The sequence below is a fragment of the Nostoc sp. FACHB-110 genome (assembly GCF_014697425.1).
Lineage (GTDB): Bacteria > Cyanobacteriota > Cyanobacteriia > Cyanobacteriales > Nostocaceae > Nostoc_B.
On sequence record NZ_JACJRU010000020.1, the window covers coordinates 1 to 19,407 of the forward strand.

Here is a 19,407-nt window from a genome sequence, read left to right on the forward strand (position 1 = left end):
TAAAGTGCTTGTTGTATAAGCTTCATAGCCCTTAAGCCTCGCTGATAATATGCTTGCTTATTGCGACTGAAAGCGACCAGTTCCTCGACCCATGCTTGACACCCATACAAAGCAACTATCCAATTGAAACCATATAAACCTATCCAGAAATTACTGTGACGCTTCTCATTTCTATTTTTTTCTTCTTGGCGACAAATATAAGAATCAAGTTTTTGAAATTTAGTTCTTTGTCCATGTAACCAAGCACTGGTCATTGCTAAAGCAATCAAGAGAATTAAGCGTACAAGTCTATCAGGGTTAGCTTGAGAACTTTCTAAATTGTAACCACCTGTTTTGCAATCTTTGAACATAGCTTCAATCCCAAAACGTTGAGAATATATTTTGAGAGCAGTGTTTAAGTCAGGCAAATTAGTTAATAAATACCAAGCTTCTTTGTCTTGTTTCCCTCTGTACTTTCTTTTCCAATAAACAGCTAAGTTGAACCAACCAAAACCTTGTTTTTGAGTAACTTTAACATCGGTATAAAAGGAGCGAATACCAGGATAAATCTCAATGCTACTTAAAGGCTGAAATTTCTGTCTTTTTTTCCGAAAAGTAGTATCCTTTTTTTGACGGAATACAAAACTCAGGTTCTGCTTGTGGAGCCAATGTGCTAGTTCTACACTGTGAAATTCTCTATCCCCAATAATTACTAGTTTGTATTTTTTTAATAAGCGAATTACTGGGCGTAATACTTTTTGCTGTTCTTCTAGGTTACTGCAACCATCTTTCCCTAACAAACACCAATATATTGGCCAAGCTCTTTTTTGATAAATCACACTCACCATTAACACATTGTTTTCTTTCCACTGTGTTCTATCCATTGCAATGGTTAATTGTGACCCCTGTTTAAAATGTTGATCAATTATTGCTTCAATGATAGGAAACCACAGCAATACTACACTTAAAGAATTTAGTGTTAAAAACCTTTGTATATGCCGTCTACGACTATTTTGTTGTATAGGTAGAGGGTAAGGATTCAGGTCTAATATTGTGGAAGCAAAGAAGGACGAGACAGACTATTATTAGAGTCAGCCATTAGTGCTTGTGCAAAAAAATCAATTACAGACCGACCTTGACGGCGACAAGTCTGCACTACCGTCAACAAATTGGCAGTATGTTGAAACCGCTCCATCGAGCGTGAACCACCACTGACCTTACGTTTTGTCACAGCTAAACGCAGCGATCGTTCAGCCTGATTATTATCAGGGGGAACTTCAGGATTTTCAAGAAAATACCACCATTGAGAAGCTTTATCCCGTAAAGAACGTAAAACCTGGGCGGCTTTTGCTCCTGCTTTGTCAATCCACTGATTGAGCGAAGATTGTAACTTAGATTTGAATTGATTTACCCAGTCGTTGTAACTGTTCTGGTCAAGAGTTTCAAACCAGTGAGCGTAATTTTTAAAGGCTTCATCAATTAAATCAACAAAACCTTCCCCAATAGCCTGGTTGTGAAGACCTGGAAGTTGAATTAATTTTTTAAAGTGACGACGTAGATGAGCCAAACATTTCTGTTGGGCAAAAACTGGATAGCCATTGTAGACACTAAAATCGTCGGAAGAGATTACACCTTGATATTGAGTACCTAAAATTGCTTCTAATTCTGCTCGTGAACGAGTGTCAGCCGCAGTAAACAGACAGAATTCAGAATTAGCAACTACCCACAACCATTCTTTGACTCCTTTGACTGACCAAGGCGTTTCATCCACATGGATATTAGGTTGTGTCTGTTTTAGCCAACTACTTAACTCAGTGATGCTCGGTTCAATTGCTTGTTCTATTCGTTCATTGGTTGCAACTAACGTCCCCAGCCCAATATCGATTTGCCCCAGTTCCCACAACATTTCCTGCTGTTTTTCGTAGGGCATATGTGCATAATTATTTACCCATCCTAAAAATGCCTGTAATGACGTTCCTAAATCTTGTCCTGGGATCATGTCTTGTGGCCAGGCGGCTGTTTGTAAATTTCCACAACACTTACACACGCAAGTTTGGCGTTGATACTCAACTATTTCTATGGGTTGTTCCACTAATTGCGCTACCGCGTGTTTTTCTACTTTTACTGCTAGGGGTGCAAATGCTTTTTGACCGCAGTAATCACAATTAAGAGGGCGTAAGATTTCATAACGGTCTACTCTGCCAAAGCCTTTACGGGTTTTTCCCTGATGTCCTGGCTGACCGCCTGGCTTCTTTTTGGGCTGATTTGATTCCTCTTGTGGAGGAGCTTTTTTGTTTTCACTCTTTTTGTGAATATCTCCAGATGGTGGTTTCGACGAATTCGAGCTATCTAAATCTCGGCTAACTTTTAAACGTTCTACTTCTTGCTGTAGTTGTAAGATTGTTTTCTGTAATTCACGTATTACCTTATTCTGCTCAAGAATTATCTCTACCAGTTGTTCTTTTGATAACTGGTTCAAGCTTTCTCGGTCTAATTCTTGAGGCAGGTTTTGGTTCATATTTGTGATACTCCTACTCTAGTATCCCCTTTGTCAATACTCTGCCACCTGAATCCTTACTATAAATCTAAGCCAATGCTGGCAGTGTTTGTGCAATCAATCTTTATCATTATCACCTGATGAATCCAACTGGATATGTTGGGCTTGATGAGCTATAAACTTCTTTTGTTTTAAAATTAAATCTTTCTATCAAACAGTGAAGACCACTTTATAATAATATCTTTTGGTATTACTTGGCGATCGCTATCTCAGTCATGGCTGCTCTCATCTTCCTCAGTATTTGAACCTGTTACTGTTTTATAACAGGTTATAGATAATAGTTAGCTATTAAATTAGATGAGTTTAATGGAGATTATGTCAAGCTTATGCAATAGTTTTTTATAATTTATTCTGTACATAATAACTTGTTAGATTTTCAGCAATTACTAACTTTTTCTCACAGGTTAATTCACTGAAAATCATCATTTTTGAATGCAACAATTAATTTTTTCTCAATTTAATTAATTTAGTTTTGTAACTTTATTTGTAAACATTTTTAAGTGCATTTCTCTTTGTCCTTTAGTCACATCTTTTGTTACATTTTGGCTTCAATTAACTTGAATTTCATCTCATCTATTTAACAGTTTAATTGCTTTAATAATTGCCACGTTGCTGCAATATCATGTAATCGTTGCAGTCCGCGCCATAAAGTCTTTACCCCAGGATCTCCGTCCCCTTTTCGCCCTAAAAATCCTCCCAAACTCGCTATCCAACGTATACATTGCTCTAATGTTGGCACTTCATTTGGCAGCTGATTCGTTTTCTGAACCATACAATACAAGCTTTGCCACTCATGTCTCTCTAGTATTCCTTCTACTGGCTGTTCTGGATTACTTCGCGCTTCATAGGTTAACCATAATAACCGCCATGCCACGATCGCATACGTTGCTAAGGCCCTTTCAATCCTTTCTGCTTCTTCTAACTGCAATTCTTCAATCTGGCAGCCACTTTTTAAACAATAGTGATAACGCTCTATTAACCAACGATAGCTGTACCACTTCAAGTATTTACTCGCTTGTTCAAAATCATTCACAACCAATGTCGTTAGCAGTAACCAACAGATAGCTTTCTCTCCTGCTGGTGGTTGCATTTCTTCTGCCAAAATTACATATACTTCCACCGCTTCATCTAGCTGTGATTGCTTTGCTACTGGTGGTTGCAGCCATAGTTTCGTCACTCGCACACTTAAAGTTGCACTTCGAGCCATTCTTCTGGGCGTGCGTTGTAACTCTAACTTCAGTTGACCAATCTCCGCTGTCTGCCGAATTGCCTCAAACAAAGGTTTTACTTCCGCGCTCACTCTTGCTGATGAAGTATTTCGGTTTTGTGCTGCTCTGATTAAAAACTCGCTTTTCTCCTTTGCTGCTAGCGCAAATAATTCATAAATGTCTGCTTCGCGATCCGCTACTGTAATCACACGAGTACCCGCCGGCATTAAATCTTGAGTTATTTTCAAACTTTCCAACCAGCGTTGGCTTTCTTTGCTCTCGATCGCTCGCCTTCGGTCGCCCTGTGCCTTACTCTTGTCCCTTGCCCAGGTCTTTTGACCTAATATCCCCAACGGCACTCCTTCTACACTCGCCGCTAAATTTGTATGGACTTTCAATCCTTTCGCTGTTGACTTGCTAATCGCACCCATTCCCCGTTTACTGCGGTGGTCACTAAAATCTAATTCTGTTGTATCTTGTATCGCCAATACGATTGAATGTCCTTTTATCCTTTCTACTGTGCTTGATGTATGCGCTGACAGTATTTCTGCGGCTTTAATTCGTGGATTTGCCCAAAATTCGTATATTCCTTGCATTGCTGCTGCATCCCTACTTGCCTGTGGAACGCTCTCGTTCGGCTGCATTGCTAAATCTTCTACTACTTTTATTAAACGTCTGTTTCGCCTTTTATCTCCTAATTCTGCGCCTTCTAGTTCATCTGCTGCCCAACTCATAGGCTTTTCTCCTCTACTTTCACAACCATCTACACTTGTGAAATTATCCGGCAAAGCCTTTATTTTCAGCCTAAATTCAATACTTTCTTTGGCAATTCTCTTATCGTTAACTATAATTAACAACTGCAAAATTGCTCACTTCAGTCTATTTCTTCTACAACCTGTTATTTATTTTATCTAACTGGGCAATTCTTACTTTGTTAAGTTATATTTTACTCAATTGCTCTTTTTTCGCTTCAAATTCTTACTGTGACTACTTTATAGCCTTTTCTCACTCTTAAAACTCTTTTGTCTCTTTCTTGTTATTCAACTTCACTCTTAACAACTTTTCGTTACTTCTCTTCAAATTTGATGTTAATTATCATTGCTTTTGGCGCGATCACATCTCGACTTCCTCTTAGGAACTATCGCTGAAACTATTACTCTATCTAGTTTCTAGCTTTTCACTCTTTTGTTAAGAAAGATGCGACTAAAGCATAGGCTTTTGGGGCGATCGCACCTCTCTTACTTCTTAGCCACTATCGCTGAAACTATTACTATGTCTCATTCCTGGCTTTCCACTTTTTTGTTAAGAAAGATGCGACTAAAGCATAGCTTATCGAGTAACTACTCAACGATAAAATAAGGGTTTCAGCTTCTAAAAATCCTTGTATTACTTATGTAATGTCTGTTAACCCGGTTTTCTGCGCGAATGCTACCCATACCCCAAATGGCACGCTCTTCATCTTTTGCTTATGCATTTAGTTTCTCGCGGTATTCTTTTATATGAAAAACCTTAGCATTGGCAGCTTGTTCTCTCGATTTTGCGATTTCTTCAATTCGATTGGCAGCAGTGACTATGTAACTTTTGAGTTCTTGCTCACCCAGATATTTACCAGACATACCATTCATCATTCTCCAGCCACTATTGAATACGTCAACAAATTGTTTAGCCAAATCTTCAGTAGCATACCACTCAGCACACTGCGAAATAGTGAATTCATTAATCCCTTCGACAGCTCGTTGCATAGCGAAAGAGTCACGTCCCGTCTTACTAGTAGCAGCCTTATTGATAAGCTTTGATTGTTCCTCAGCATCTTTAGATACTTCTTCCAAAAAGGCCGCGAAATTTTTAAAAAAGGCAGCAACTTCCTCAAGAATGTTTTTTACCTGTTTTAGAGATTTAATGCTAAGAATGAGCGTTTTTACCGTAAGCTCAATACTTTCATGGACACTAGCCTTACTAACTAATAGCGCTTTGATTTGAATTAACTCAGCATCATTCTTCATTTTTTCTTTTTCATATGCTTCAGCTTTATTTAAGAAATCCAGTTGAAGATTACGAAAAGAGTTTCCAGACTCTATTTGTTGTTTGCTAACCTCGCTTGCATATTTTGAAATTTTGTCTAATCGTTTTTGCAGATTCTCCAATTTATTACTTAATTCTTCGAGATTTTCTTTTGCATTGTCAAGCTCTTTTTGCTTTTGTTTCAAGTTATTTTTTAGTTGTTCTAGTTCGGCCTTTTTTGTTGTCGATTGCTGTTCCTGTTTATTTTTTTCAATTTTATCGTTTATGTCTATAATATGTTTTTCTAATTCGCCTACTTTATCTTGGGCTTTGGCTTTATCTAGTTGAGCATTAGCTTTACTTGTTTCGATCTCTGCTGGATTCTCGTCTGATTCACTATCATCGCTTTCATCACCTGTTTTCCCTTGGTTTGTTACGTTGCGAATGGTACTGGTACTTACTCGAGTAGCCATACCCGCTGAGCCTCCCATTGACATAGAAACAACTCCTGCAACAGCAGCGACAGTTTGTGCGCCAATTTGTACTAGTTGTGTAATAAAAGCTCTTTTCTCTGCTGTGTCAGCTTTTTGGCTCATCTCTTCCGCGAATTTATTATATTTCTTTATTGATTCACGAAGAGACTCTAATAAGTTTTCAATGGATGCTTGCTTTGCTTCATATTCAGCGATGGCTTGTTGTGCTTTTTCGCGTTCTTTAACTTCACTGCTTAGCACTAATTCACTGCTAGAGGTCGCATTTAACGTTTCTTCTGAAATTTTTCCAAATGACTGAGCGACCTCTATTAGTCCATCATGGATGTCAGATGCTTTCGTTTTTATGTTTTCGATAACATCAGAGAATTCATTGAGAATAAAGTCTTTTTTTTGATCTTCGTTAGATTTTTTTAGGATCGAAAATATACTTGTTAGCTCCTTTGAAATTCTCCCTGCCTCTCTTACCACCTTATTCATCATTAGTTCAGCATCTTCTTGAGATCTGATTACGTCCTGGTGTATTTTGGCTATTTTTACTCTTATTTCTCCTGCTTTAATAGGTGTCGCGTTGTACGCAATTGATAATAACTCGACGGCATTTTCAATTTCATTTTTTGAACGACTGACATCGTAGTTTTTGGTAATCTTTTCTTGATAAAGCCTTACTATATCAGAGTTAGGTTCAGGCATTTCCTGCTTATTACTGTATGACTCTATAGCGTCTTTTATTTTTTTATTTAATGAATAATTGCTTGTTTCAAGACGAGTAACTGTGTTAGCCATTTTCAAATCTCCTTGTTGTGGTAGTTTATTTCTTTGAGTGGGTTATTAGTGATAAACTTAACTATCTATTGTGATTAACAAAAGACAGAAATGTAGAATCGTGTAACAAAACCTTATATATTGGTGACATTTTTATCAAACAGAACTCAGGAATCATGAGTTAGAATGAGCGCATGAATTCTGTACGACTGGTGGATGATTTTATGGGTTTAATACCCCTGCTCAATCTCCGCCAATCGTGGTCTAAAATTAGTGGTGGTCTGAATCCTTCTATTCGGTAATTCTGAGGTATGAATTCTTATTCAACTTAACCTAAGCATGATTTTTTTAACAAAAAATTATCAACTATTTCTAGTATATTTTGCGCTTCTTTATTTAATTGTTCTATATTTAATTTTTCTATTTTTGACTTACTTTTCTGACTTTCTCTTAATTGTTCTTTATTGTGGTCATTAGCCTCCTTTAGTTTCTTATGAAAAAAATTTAATTCACTTAAAATTTTTTTTCCAAGTTTTATTTGACTTTCCAAATCACTGTAAGTTATTTTTAACTTCTCAAATTCTTCTGATATTGGCTTGTATTGACTTTCTTCTTGAGCTAGTCTATTTTTTTTATCATCCAATTCCTTTTTTATTTGAGAAATCTCCGAGCTATACCTGCCCACTTCTTGTGATAATTCATAAGTATGGTTCGCCCACCAAGGATTATTGAACATTAATTCGGCAGGTATTCTATCATATTCTGCTCTGGCCTTATCATACTTACTTTGAGCTTCTGATTTTCTTGATTCTAGCTCTTGTAATTTGTTTGTATAACTACCAATTGTTTGTTTAAGATAATTGATCTTACTTTCAATATCATCCTTTTTGGTTTTTTGTTCGCCAATTTCTATTTCCAAAGACGCGTTTTTATGGATTCTACAATTCGTTTCTTTATCTATTAGATCCACTTTTTCAATTGTAAGTTTTATAAGTTTTGTAAGTTGTGTTATTTCAGGCTGAATATCAATGTCTGCAATCGCCGCGTCTGCTTGTATAAGCTCAGGCATTGCAAATATCAAAAATAAGCCTAAAAATACACCAATGAAGTGGCGAAACCGCATATAAAATCACCTTTATTTGAGACGGCAGTCAAACTAAATAAAAACCTTAACTTTTAACTTAATTCTGAAGTCTAAATTTAGGTATAGGGAATTTATGCATATATCGGTAGTTAGTACTAATTCAACTGGGTTGGCATCATCCTTAGCTGTCAAGCAACTACCTTAAACCTAGTGACTTGCTTAAGAAAGCAGTATTATTACTGAAAAATAAGTAATTTCAGTAATAATACTGCCAAGATCGCGTTTTGCTTCTGCTTCTCAGTTACACCCAGATAGCGCTCCAAAGCTGCCAAAGTTCGATGTCCCGATATCTCCTGAATGTGGCGCAACGGTATCCCGGCATCACTCATCCTGGTTAACGCAGTCCTCCGAAAACTGTGGGTAGTCTGATATAAGGGCGCTCGTCGAAGCTGCGATCGCGTTGTGAACTTTGACAAGTTCAACGGCTCAATACCCCTAGCTATCTAATTAGTATTAGATAGCTAGGGTGCCAACCCTCACAGAGGTCGTGTAACTTTAACCAACCGCGCCAAAGTACCTGGATACCAATCTGACTTTTCACGGGATGTGGAAAAGGAGAATTGGTTCGCGGAGGATTTACGCGAACTAATTTTTATGGTTGGCGATATTTAGAAGTTTCTTCGATTAAATCTTTTAGCCCAAGGTTGAGGGACTCAATGGATCGATCTAAAGCTTCGATTTTGGCACGGCGGGTAATTTGTTCAAGAGCATTTAAGTATGCTGGACTACCAGCTTTACCCAAATGCTGATATCGAGACAATTTACCATCAGTCTTTGTAGGAAATATTGGTGAAGATGCCTGTAGTTTATAATACCAATAATTATCAGTCCGCCCCTTCGCTTGGTAACGAACAATCCAACATGAAGCAGGAGCAACCTTACCTTGAGCGAGTATCGAATGAATTTCTTGCTCAAGGCGCTCCTTGCATTTTGCTATTTTGCTATTCGCAATAGCTGTGCGGCAATCACAGTTAAAAATCCCAACATCGTTGACATACTTTCACCTGCTAATCGGTAGCTTTCGGCTTGGCAACCTGACTTGAGAATTTTATGATACTCTTCAACCCGCCAACGGTACGTATACCAACGGAGAATTTGAGTTGCTGATTGCTCCGAATCAACTAGCTCAGTAGTTAATAGCATCCACTCTACTGATTCACAATTTTCTGGTGTGTTAATTAATTTCCTTTGCATAGACTGCGTAAATATTGAAACTACTTTGATTTTTCAAGCGGGTTGGCGGACTAATTGATACTGGACAATACCTGACTTCTAAGGTGGCAGTTCTGGCATTACGCTTTTTGGTTTCGGCTAGTTCAACGTCTTTTACAAACTTGAGAGTAGTGGAAGTTACGTATGACCATAAATGGCCATTCTCTGCTTCAAGACTTCGGTTGTGTGCCGCCCTGACTACTACACCCGCGTTTTTAGTTTGACTGATTTGAGCGAAAACTTCTGCAATATCGCCTTCTCGGTCAAAGACATGAATTATCTTCGACGGTAATCCCCCTACTGGAATTTCTAAAGTAGAAAATTGTTTTTCTATCTTTGAGAAAGCTTCAACCCATCTATAAGATTCTTTTTCTTTAAATTCTTTATTTCTTTTAGCTTTTCGCTCTTGTTTTAGACGCTCTTCTTTAACTTCTTGGGTTTCATTACTCGGCTGTGATGCTTTATGCTCTCTATGCCAAAGCTTCTCCCACAATAACCCCAAGGGCTGCCCCAAATCAGGTTCTAAAGCTAAACAACTATGTAAAATTAATCCATTTCCACCATTACCTATTGGGCCGTATTCTTCTCTTTTATCTAATATTTTTTTGTAATCTAAAAAAGTTGTATCTCCTACAGCTAAAACCACAGGAGTGCCGTTTATTTCTTGGGCTGTTTGTTTAAAGTAAGGTTGAGTCAACGAGTCAAAATTGGTTTTTGGATTCGAGAAAAATTCGTAACCACCTTTGAGGTCACTAGCTGTTTTAAATATTTTTGATAAAGGCTGACCATATTTTACTGATAAAAGTTCACCTATAAATGCTGCTCTTTGGGTTAAACGCTTGTCTCCAAAGTTACACTCTTCATACAGATTATTCTCTAAGATTTTTATTTCCACTCATTGACACACCTACCACGACAATATCTAAAATCACAAGTTAATTATCGGGAATTGATTCGCATAAATCTTACGCGAACCACCTTCCCTTTTCCACATCCCGTGAAAAGTCAGGCGTATCACTCAGGTTTGTACCTCAGTTAAAATTTTTTGGGGCAATTAGAAAGCGATCGCACTTGCAAAACTATATTGTTCAACAATGCTTTATCTCGTGATTAATCGTAACCTGTTAGGAGTTTTATAACAGGTTTTTGAGCTTTGCGCTCGTTAAACAAATTACTCGTGCCGATCAAAACAGATGTAAAACCACTAAAGCTTTGCTGCATTTTGGACACTGCATTGTAAAATTGCATATGAAGCTCTAAATTTGTTTTTATCTAGCCATTCAATGAAAGAAATTAGATACAGATTGCTCTGCCGATTATGCCATCCTACAGCACTACAAATCATGCCAGAATTGTTAACTTTAGATGTTAGAACTGTAACGTGGAAAGAAACGTTTAGCAGCTATCTAGTAACACAAATTGTTTTAGTATTTTTAACTGTGGAATGGATAAAAATATTTGATATTTAACGCTAGAATAAATAAGCATTTCTACAAAAGCTGTTTCTTATCTACTGCAAATTTGAGCGGACTTGACAGCATAGCTAGTCTTAGTACAAAACAGTAGCGATCGCTCGATTGCAATCCAGTCGGCTACTTTAGGGGTGTTGATAAGGCTTTTCTTGGTTTCAAATACTCAAATCTTCTAATAGTCAACGGCAGGTGCTTTGTGCCATCCTCAAAGGCAGGTAAGGTCTAACGTTGCTGCTATCATCTAGTTCTTTATTCTGTTATATCTACCATAACCAATCTCATCCCATTTAGACTTTTTAACCTGTTATATTATTAATAACAAGTTAAACTAATCTGAGCTATTAAATTAGATGAGTTTAATGGAGATTATGTCAAGCTTATGCAATCTTTTTTTATAATTTATTTTGCACATCATAACTTGTTAGATTTTCAGTAATTACTAACTTTTTCTCACAGGTTAATTCACTAAAAATCATCATTTTTGAATGCAATAATTATTTTTTTTATCAGTTTAATTAATTTAGTTTTGTAACTTTATTTGTAAACATTTTTAACTGCATTTCTCTTTGTCCTTTAGTCACATCTTTTGTTACATTTTGGCTTCTATTGTGACTTAAAGGAAAAGATTGCCGAAAATTAAAGGATAAGCTTGCCGCATCAAAGCCTGAAAGCTTGATTATTACGATTTGTGCCAAGTAAGTGTTGGACTCCAGTTAAATGATAAAGTTGCCACCAGTCCAAAGAATTTAAGTCAAAGCCTGCCGTGAGTCCAAGCCACTTTTTTAAGTAAAAATGCTCAACGCACAAGAGTTTGAGAATTGGTGTCACCGCCTCAAAATATCAGGACAAGCGCGTTCTGTGATTGAACAAATTCGGTCATCAGAACCTGTGCGGCGAGTCAGAAGCAATGGAATCAACGTTGTTGGCAGTTACTCCAGTATGAAAATGGGCAGAACAATTCAGTTCGAGTCCCATAAAGTGGAATTACCAGCAAGCGAAGAATATGAACAAGACAATGATGTTTTGGAATACTATGATCAACCCTACCGTCTGTGCCTAAAAGTCAAAGCCAAAAATGGCAGAACGGTAACAGTGACTCATGTTCCAGATTTTTTTGTCATGCGAAAATCGAGTGCAGGTTTTGAAGAATGGAAGTCCTCTGTTCGATTAGAAAAACTAGCAACCAAGCAACCAGAACGCTATGTTTTTTCAATAGATGTGGGATGGGTAAGTCCACCAGTAGCGGAAGTCGTTGAACAATTAGGTCTGTATTACCGCCTCCGTACTGATAAGGAAATCAATTGGGTTAAGTACAGAAATCGTCAATTTCTCAAAGCCTACACTATCAAGACTTATCAAATAAATGTGGAAGTTGCGAACCGCATTAGAGAGCAGGTTGCCCTGACACCAGGAATAACCTACTCTGACCTGATTCAAACCTTAACGGCGACATCAGATGAGGTGAATGCCTTAATAGCTAATGGGGAAATTTATACTGACTTGAGTGTTGCTTCTTTAACTGAACCAGAGAGAGTACATTTATTTGTTGATCAAGCAGCAGCTGATGCTTACAATCGCTGGTTATTAGAGCAAAAAATCACCGAAGAGAACTCGCTTTTTGCAGCGATTACTAACCAAACATCCACAAATTTTACATCTTCTATCCACCCAGAAGCAATAGAACGCTATTTAAAAGCCAGCCCATGTGATTTAGCACAAGCAAACCATCGCTATCAAATTATTACTCAACAAGCAGCAGGTAAACCAATAGATAACGCTACTATATCTGAGCGTACTATTCGTTATTGGAAAGCTAAATTTATCCTGGCTCAAAAGAAATATAACTGGGGATATATTGGGCTGCTCGATAATCATGCAAGCAAAGGTAATAGAAAACCAAAAATATCACAACAGACGCAGGACTTCATTGACAAAATTATTGCTGACCACTACGAAACGCTCAAACAAAAAGGGAGAATGGCAGTTTACGGAGTTTTGAGCCACGAATGGGAAAAAACCAAAAATCCAGAGGAACTACCAAGCTATGTGACTTTCTGCAACAGAATCAAGCAACGTTCCGGTTATGAACAAACTAAAAAACGGCTTGGTTCTCGTGCAGCTTATCAGCAATCAGCCTTCTACTGGGAATTAGACTTAACCACTCCGCCTCATGGAGATCGGCCCTGGGAAATCGCTCACATTGACCATACACAGGTAGATGTGGAATTAGTCTGCTCCCGTACAGGGCGTAATCTAGGCAGACCTTGGGCTACTTTGCTGATGGATGCTTACAGTAGAAGAATTTTAGCGGTCTATTTAACCTTTGACGAACCAAGCTACCGCTCAATTATGATGGTGCTGCGAATTTGTGTGCAGAGATATTCACGCCTACCTGAGACGATTGTTGTCGATGGCGGGGCTGAGTTCAGTAGCATCTATTTTGAAACACTTTTAGCTGCCTTTGGCTGCACTAAAAAACAACGTCCGCCAGCCAAAGCTCGATTTGGGTCAGTGATTGAACGTCTTTTTGGGACAACCAATACAGAATTTTTTCATAATCTTCAAGGAAACACGCAAATAACCAAACAAGTTCGTTTAGTAACTAAATCAAATAATCCGAAAAAACAAGCAGTTTGGACATTAGATGAACTGTATGCTTTCTTTTGCATTTACAGTTATGAATTTTACGATAATAAAGAACATCCAACTCTAGGTAAAAGTCCGCATCAAGCCTTCACAGAAGGAATAGAGAAAAGCGGACAAAGAAAGATGCAAGAAATTATTTATGACGAGAACTTTAAAATATTTACTCTACCATCTACTCCTAAAGGAACAGCTAAGGTGCAACCATCCCGTGGAATCAAAATCAATTACCTTTACTATTGGTCAATAGATGATTCGTTTATCCAACCAGAAATAGAAGGGACAGATGTCCCAGTGCGTTATGACCCCTTTGACATGGGAACAGCTTATGCTTATGTCAAAGGGCAGTGGATTCGGTGTATCTCCCAATATTATAAATCTTTCCAGAATCGTTCAGAGCGAGAAGTTAAATTAGCCACAGTTGAATTACGTCGCACTCGACAGAAATCTAGTAAAAGAATCAATTTAACAGCTAAGGAAAGAGCAGCTTACCTTGAAGAAGCAGAAGCAAAAGAAGCAATATTAGAACAACGATTACATGATTTAGCAGGTATTGACGTTCGCTCGATTATTGAAGGCAGAATAACTCAGCCAACAGGTGAATACCAGAAAAGAAATAAATCACAAAAAGTTAAGAAAGTTGCTAAAAGCAATCTGAAGTCAGAAAAAAGTTTAGAACCAAAAATAGATTTTAATACAATTAATCCATATACGAATGATGAGTTATGGTAAATACTAATGCACGAGCATTTACGCAAGAACTCCTAAATAAATCTAGTGAAGATAAGACTTGTTATTTCAAAAGTATTACAGTTCCTCACCGCAAACTTAAAGAAGCTTTGGACAGGCTATTAATTAATATTCTTGAACCTGCGGATACCCTAGTATTTTTAGTTTTTGGTGTAACTGGCGTGGGTAAAACTACCTTGCGACTGCGCCTAGAGAAACTCTTATTGGAACGATTTCTCCAGGAATTACAAGTAAACCCTGGTAAAATTGCTGTCGCTAGCGTTGAAGCTATTCCAGCCGAACGAGGAAATTTTAGTCATAAGGATTACTATATTCGGGCTTTAGAATCTCTCAATGAAGTTTTAATCGAATATAAGTCTAATTATAAACTCTCTTGGACTGATAACAAAGATTTAGGATTGATTAATCAATCCAATCGTAAAGACGTACCTACTTTGCGACGAGCAATGGAAAAGGTGTTTCGGTATCGCCAGTTAAGATGTTTCCTAGTAGATGAAGCTCAACATTTGTTAATGATGTCCGGTGGACACCAAATGCTGCATCAAATGAATTGGATTAAATCTATTGCGAATCTGACGGGAACAGTACATATCTTATTTGGAACTTATGAGCTTCTTAATTGTTCAACTCTCAATGGACAAGTAGGAAGACGTAGTGAAGATATTCATTTAACTCCTTACCAACTTGATGAGGCTGAAGATGTTACTGAATTTATTAGAGTTATTAGAACATTGGAGAAGCATCTTCCCTTAGAAGAAGAACCTTATTTAGAAAATTATTACGAATATCTATTTTCTGGTTCAGTCGGTTGTGTAGGAATTCTTAAAAATTGGTTGACTCGTTCATTGCGATTTGCTTATGAAGAAGATGCAGCAACATTAACTATTAAACATTTGGAGCAAGGAGCTTTCAGCCAAGGACGAATTAACCAGATTTTTCAAGAATCAGAGCAGGGTCAATTACGCCTCAAGCAAGAGTCTAGTTATTACTTCATAGGAAATTTAACTACTTCTGTTACTCCTGATGTAGTACAGGGAGCTTCTCTTAAGAAAGGACGTGTTGGGAAACGAAAACCAAAACGAGATCCTGTAGGGACACAAGATAATGAAAGTTGATGTTAACCAAACTGATGAATTATGGAACTTAGAACGCCCTAAGATTCCACCGCGTAGTTCTTTATTCCATCTTGAACCGATAGGAATCGGAACGCCTTATGTGGAGAGTATAACTAGCTATGTTGCTCGTTTAGCCGAAGCTCATAGTGTGGCTGTCGGAACTTTAATCGCTGCTGAAATTCAAAAAAAATTCTCTAAATCAGATGATATACAACAGTATTACCCTAGTTTAGTGAAAGTATATGGACAATATTATATTAAATCTTTAAATGGAACTTCTGTAAAAGCCAAGCAATTCGTAGCCGCCTTGAATCAACTTACTCTGCGCGATGATTTGGAGTTTTTAACACTGCTGACTTGGGCAGAAGTTTTGCCATCTCAAGAGTTACTTAGACCTGATTTTGCATGGTGTCCTCAATGTTATCAAGAATGGCGTGATAGCTCAAAAGTGATTTACTCTCCTTTATTATGGGCGCTTCAATCTGTCAACATTTGTTTGGAGCATCATCGACCTTTGCAATCTATTTGTCCTCAGTGTCATCAAAAATTTGTACCTCTTTGGCAGACGACTCGTCCAGGGTTTTGCTTAAAATGTGATGCTTGGTTGGGCGAACATTATCCTTCTGTTCTACAGCATTGTCCAGATATATCTCAATCTCTTGAATGGGATATTTGGGTTGCTAGTGCTTTAGGAGAATTGCTTTCAAAAGCTGTTTTATTTAACTCTATACCTCAAAGAGATAGTATTAATAAAGCTATCAAGCTTTATGCTAATCAATTAACCAATGGTAATATTTCAGCTTTAGGTCGTTTCTTGGGAGTCAATCGTTGTAAATTTCTTCATTGGCATCAAGGTTCCACAATTCCTATTGTTTATGAATTGCTGAAAATCTGTTACATACTCTCTACTTCTGTTGCTGATTTTCTCCAAGCCAAGGTTAATCCCGTAACTCTTGATAAACTAGCTATTTTAGCTTCCAAGACTAGCCAACGCCGAAGAAAATCTTCTGTTACTTATAGCAGTAAACCAGACATTGAAGCTACAAGAGCAGCAATGCAACAAGCATTATTTGAAGAACCTCCCCCAACTCTTACCCAGTTAGCTTATCGTCTTGGATATAAAAGTTACAGCCCTTTAACTCATATTTCAAAATCTTTAGCCACTGTTATTAAGAAGAGAGCTACTGATTATGCAACTTTAAAGCGTCAGCAGCATATCCGAGAGCTTTTGCAGGGCGTTATTGACAATAACATTTCTCCTCCACCGTCCCTCAGCGAAGTAGCCAGATGTCATCATATTGGTTTAGCTACTTTCTACCTCTATTGCCCAGACCTTTGCCAAATTATTGTTGAGCGGTACAAACATTACCATTTATTACGTCGCTTGGAAGTGATTCAACAAGGTTGTTTAGAAGTTCAACAAATTGTTCCACAACTTTATGCTCAGGGTATTAATCCTACACTTAAAAATATTCGTCAGTTTATGGCTAAACCCTCTGCTTTATGGAAAAAGGAAGTTGTCGATGCTTTCTGGGAAGCTCGCCGTTCAGTTGAAAATGCTTAAAGCCAGTCTGAATCAGGGTTCGGCAAGCTTATCCTTTAATTTCCGGCAATCTTTTCCTTTAAGTCACAGTTCGGCAAGCTTATCCTTTAATTTCCGGCAATCTTTTCCTTTAAGTCACACATAGGTTAACCATAATAATCGCCATGCCACGATCGCATACGTTGCTAAGGCCCTTTCAATCCGTTCTGCTTCCTCTAACTGCAATTCTTCAATCTGGCAGCCGCTTTTCGTTACTTCTCTTCAAATTTGATGTTAATTATCATTGCTTTTGCGGCGATCGCTCCTCGGTCTCCTTTTAGTCTCTATCGCTGTAATTATTGCTGTATCTCATTCCTGGCTTTCCGCTCTTTTGTTAAGAAAGATGCGACTAAAGCATAGGAACTGAAGTTAGGTAAGCAAGCTACTGGGTATAAAACTGCTCAGAAGGTTCTCAATCGTTTCATTGCTGAACTAATCGGTTCAGTTTAGCTGTTTGGGGAATTCGCCAACGGTATCCGTATCTCGGCTCAATACCAAATTCGTCCAAATTTAATGTTTACCATAAAACCACCTAAACAACCAAAAAAATGAGTAAGTGTCGAAATACATTTCTATTTCTCTGGTCAACGAACTCCTAAATTTGACACACGTTTTGGAAATTCTTGTTGAAGGCATCTATCATTAATTATTTTGGTTTTGTAAGAAGTATGAGTTTCTGTTAATTTAATTTTGTAATTATCTAATTTATTTTGTTGTTTAAGTAAGAGTTGGTGCTTTTCTGATGCACAATAACAAAGAATAATAGTGAGGAATGCAAATTTTATCCATGCAAACTTAGGTCGTTGAAGTATAGTTATCACCAAGGTAAAATCCTCTATAGCGTTTGTCAATCTGGTGAAATACAGTAACAAGAATGGGTGAACCAATTATAAATATCATTTAACGAAACTTGATTAAAAGCACTTTTAGTTGCTTTTGCTAAATCTGAATAAGTTTTAGCTCCAATAAAACGTAGTAAATTTTCAATTTTTGACAAACAGTTTTCAATTAGTGACAAATCCGAAGAATATGAGAACTCTTCCAAAAGTGTTTTGTGGTATGATGTGGAGTTTGGAAATTTTCGATTAAGAATTTGAAGAGCAGTGAAAATAGAGAAAGCTAAACAGCTTACTGCGAGAAAATTTGAGCGTATGACTGGAGTAAGCCGTAAAACCTTTGATTTTATGGTTGATGTAGTTAAAGCTGATGAAAAAAAGAAAAAGAAATCTGGTCGTCGTCCTAAATTAATAATTGAAGACCAAGTTTTAATAGTAATTCAATATTGGATAGAATACCGCACTTATTATCATATTGGATTAGATTGGGGACTTTCAGAATCCGCAGTATGTCGAACAGTATATAAAATTGATGTAATTAAGTTTTGAGTTTTTTGAACTCCATTTATAGCTTTGAACTATACAGCGTTTTTCAGGTAAATGAGGTACAAAAGTAGGAACACGACAATGCTGTGTCCTTACGATAATCTGTAGCTCACCAACTTGCAATATGCTCTAGGACTTTTCGGAAGTGGGAGAGAGCAAAGTCGTAAATGAAAAAATATGTAGAGACGCAATGTTATGCATCTCCACATAATTCAAGTAAATCAATTTTCTAGAATCATAGCTTGTTGCCCTTGCGGTGAAGTTGTATAACCCAAGAATGCTTTAACTCCAGGGTTGGGAGGGTTTTTATATACATAAAATAATTGTCGTTGATAGGGATAACCGTTAGCATTTGGCGTTAACCCATCAATGGGGAGAAATCGCACTGTTTGTTGATTGGCGATTTGTGCAAAGGTAGCATAACCGATCCCATCAGTTCCCAAGGCTTGGAGTAGGGGAGTTGTGGCATCTCTTGATAGTGTGGTGATGTTTGGTGATGTGCCAAAATTAGCTCCTTTAAGCACAATTTCTTGAAAAGCTTGATGAGTACCACTAATTGCTGGGCGATTAATAACGCGGATAGTGCTATTGTTACCACCCACTGCTGACCAATTGTTAGTTTTGCCCTGAAAAATATCTGCTACTTGAGCGCTGGTTAATCCTTGATTGAAAGGACTAGCTTTGCCAACAACAAGAGCTATCGCATCTGTTGTTACGGGAATTGCGACTAAGCCCTGACTTTGTTCTTGTGTAGTTAAAGGTCGAGATACTGCTGCAATATCCACTTTACCTGCTACCAAATCTGTTATCCCATTTTGAGAACCATTAGCAGTGGCTACAACATTAGTACCAGGAAACTGCTTCTCGAAAGCTTTTTTGAGATTTTGGTTAATTGTCACCATACTGGTAGAACCGTCTATCTTGACGGTGGTACCGCTAGGTACTGAACTTGGTATTGGAAAAGCAGAATTACCCGCAGAGATTGTGGTGACTGGTAATATGGATGCTGGCTCCCGTTTGAAAAAAAACCAGTAACCGCCAACAAATAAAGCTAGAAATAAAACGATAAAAACAATTGGAGGTGGACTATTTTTGTGACTCATAAC

15 protein-coding genes and 1 pseudogene are annotated in these 19,407 nt (G+C 37.6%); 6 read left to right on the forward strand and 10 right to left on the reverse strand.

Annotated features, from left to right (window positions below):
* The 9 genes from H6G69_RS18505 to H6G69_RS18545 all read right to left on the reverse strand — a co-directional run.
* The coding region (locus tag H6G69_RS18505) for an IS4 family transposase (protein ID WP_313951444.1) at positions 1-1,031 on the reverse strand (1,031 nt) is incomplete at its 3' end.
* A complete protein-coding gene (gene tnpC / locus H6G69_RS18510) occupies positions 1,025-2,497 on the reverse strand; it encodes an IS66 family transposase (RefSeq protein WP_190690399.1) in 1,473 nt (490 codons plus the stop codon). The genes tnpC and H6G69_RS18505, both read right to left, overlap by 7 nt.
* 616 nt (positions 2,498-3,113) lie before the next feature.
* Positions 3,114-4,478: an IS4 family transposase gene (locus tag H6G69_RS18515; protein ID WP_190690403.1), complete on the reverse strand. Its 1,365-nt coding sequence runs from the start codon at positions 4,476-4,478 to the stop codon at positions 3,114-3,116.
* Positions 4,479-5,210: 732 nt separating this feature from the next.
* Positions 5,211-7,022: a hypothetical protein gene (locus tag H6G69_RS18520; protein ID WP_190690405.1), complete on the reverse strand. Its 1,812-nt coding sequence runs from the start codon at positions 7,020-7,022 to the stop codon at positions 5,211-5,213.
* 307 nt (positions 7,023-7,329) lie between these two features.
* Positions 7,330-8,124 (reverse strand): hypothetical protein, encoded by a 795-nt coding sequence (locus H6G69_RS18525; RefSeq protein WP_190690408.1) that lies wholly within the window; start codon positions 8,122-8,124, stop codon positions 7,330-7,332.
* Positions 8,125-8,321: 197 nt separating this feature from the next.
* Positions 8,322-8,567 (reverse strand): tyrosine-type recombinase/integrase, encoded by a 246-nt coding sequence (locus H6G69_RS18530; protein WP_397326947.1) that lies wholly within the window; start codon positions 8,565-8,567, stop codon positions 8,322-8,324.
* 170 nt (positions 8,568-8,737) lie between these two features.
* On the reverse strand, positions 8,738-8,905 hold the full coding sequence (locus tag H6G69_RS33540) for a hypothetical protein (RefSeq protein ID WP_199336104.1): 168 nt from the start codon (positions 8,903-8,905) through the stop codon (positions 8,738-8,740).
* Between the two features lie 173 nt (positions 8,906-9,078).
* Entirely contained in the window at positions 9,079-9,339 is a 261-nt protein-coding gene (locus tag H6G69_RS18540; protein ID WP_190690426.1) for a transposase, read from the reverse strand.
* Positions 9,320-10,252, reverse strand: coding sequence for a transposase DNA-binding-containing protein (locus H6G69_RS18545; protein ID WP_190690429.1), 933 nt, complete (start codon positions 10,250-10,252; stop codon positions 9,320-9,322). The genes H6G69_RS18540 and H6G69_RS18545 overlap by 20 nt, the downstream gene beginning before the upstream one ends.
* Before the next feature lie 388 nt (positions 10,253-10,640).
* Here H6G69_RS18545 and H6G69_RS18550 point away from each other — a divergent pair, with 388 nt between their 5' ends.
* The 6 genes and pseudogenes from H6G69_RS18550 to H6G69_RS18570 form a co-directional block, all read left to right on the forward strand.
* Positions 10,641-10,826, forward strand: coding sequence for a hypothetical protein (locus H6G69_RS18550; RefSeq protein WP_190690432.1), 186 nt, complete (start codon positions 10,641-10,643; stop codon positions 10,824-10,826).
* Between the two features lie 795 nt (positions 10,827-11,621).
* The gene (locus H6G69_RS18555) at positions 11,622-14,204 is read left to right on the forward strand and encodes a Mu transposase C-terminal domain-containing protein (protein ID WP_190690434.1); all 2,583 of its coding nucleotides are present in this window, start codon (positions 11,622-11,624) and stop codon (positions 14,202-14,204) included.
* Positions 14,198-15,337 (forward strand): ATP-binding protein, encoded by a 1,140-nt coding sequence (locus H6G69_RS18560; protein WP_190690437.1) that lies wholly within the window; start codon positions 14,198-14,200, stop codon positions 15,335-15,337. Before H6G69_RS18555 ends, H6G69_RS18560 begins: the two co-directional genes overlap by 7 nt.
* Complete coding sequence (locus H6G69_RS18565; RefSeq protein ID WP_190690440.1) at positions 15,327-16,901, forward strand: TniQ family protein; 1,575 nt, start codon at positions 15,327-15,329, stop codon at positions 16,899-16,901. Before H6G69_RS18560 ends, H6G69_RS18565 begins: the two co-directional genes overlap by 11 nt.
* 249 nt (positions 16,902-17,150) lie before the next feature.
* Complete coding sequence (locus H6G69_RS34410; RefSeq protein ID WP_277883413.1) at positions 17,151-17,279, forward strand: hypothetical protein; 129 nt, start codon at positions 17,151-17,153, stop codon at positions 17,277-17,279.
* Positions 17,280-18,022: 743 nt separating this feature from the next.
* Positions 18,023-18,289, forward strand: a pseudogene (locus H6G69_RS18570) (transposase family protein); the annotation flags it as partial.
* 233 nt (positions 18,290-18,522) lie between these two features.
* On the opposite strand, the gene H6G69_RS18575 reads toward H6G69_RS18570, so the two are convergent.
* Positions 18,523-19,404: a phosphate ABC transporter substrate-binding protein gene (locus H6G69_RS18575; protein ID WP_190690443.1), complete on the reverse strand. Its 882-nt coding sequence runs from the start codon at positions 19,402-19,404 to the stop codon at positions 18,523-18,525.
* Positions 19,405-19,407: the final 3 nt, after the last annotated feature.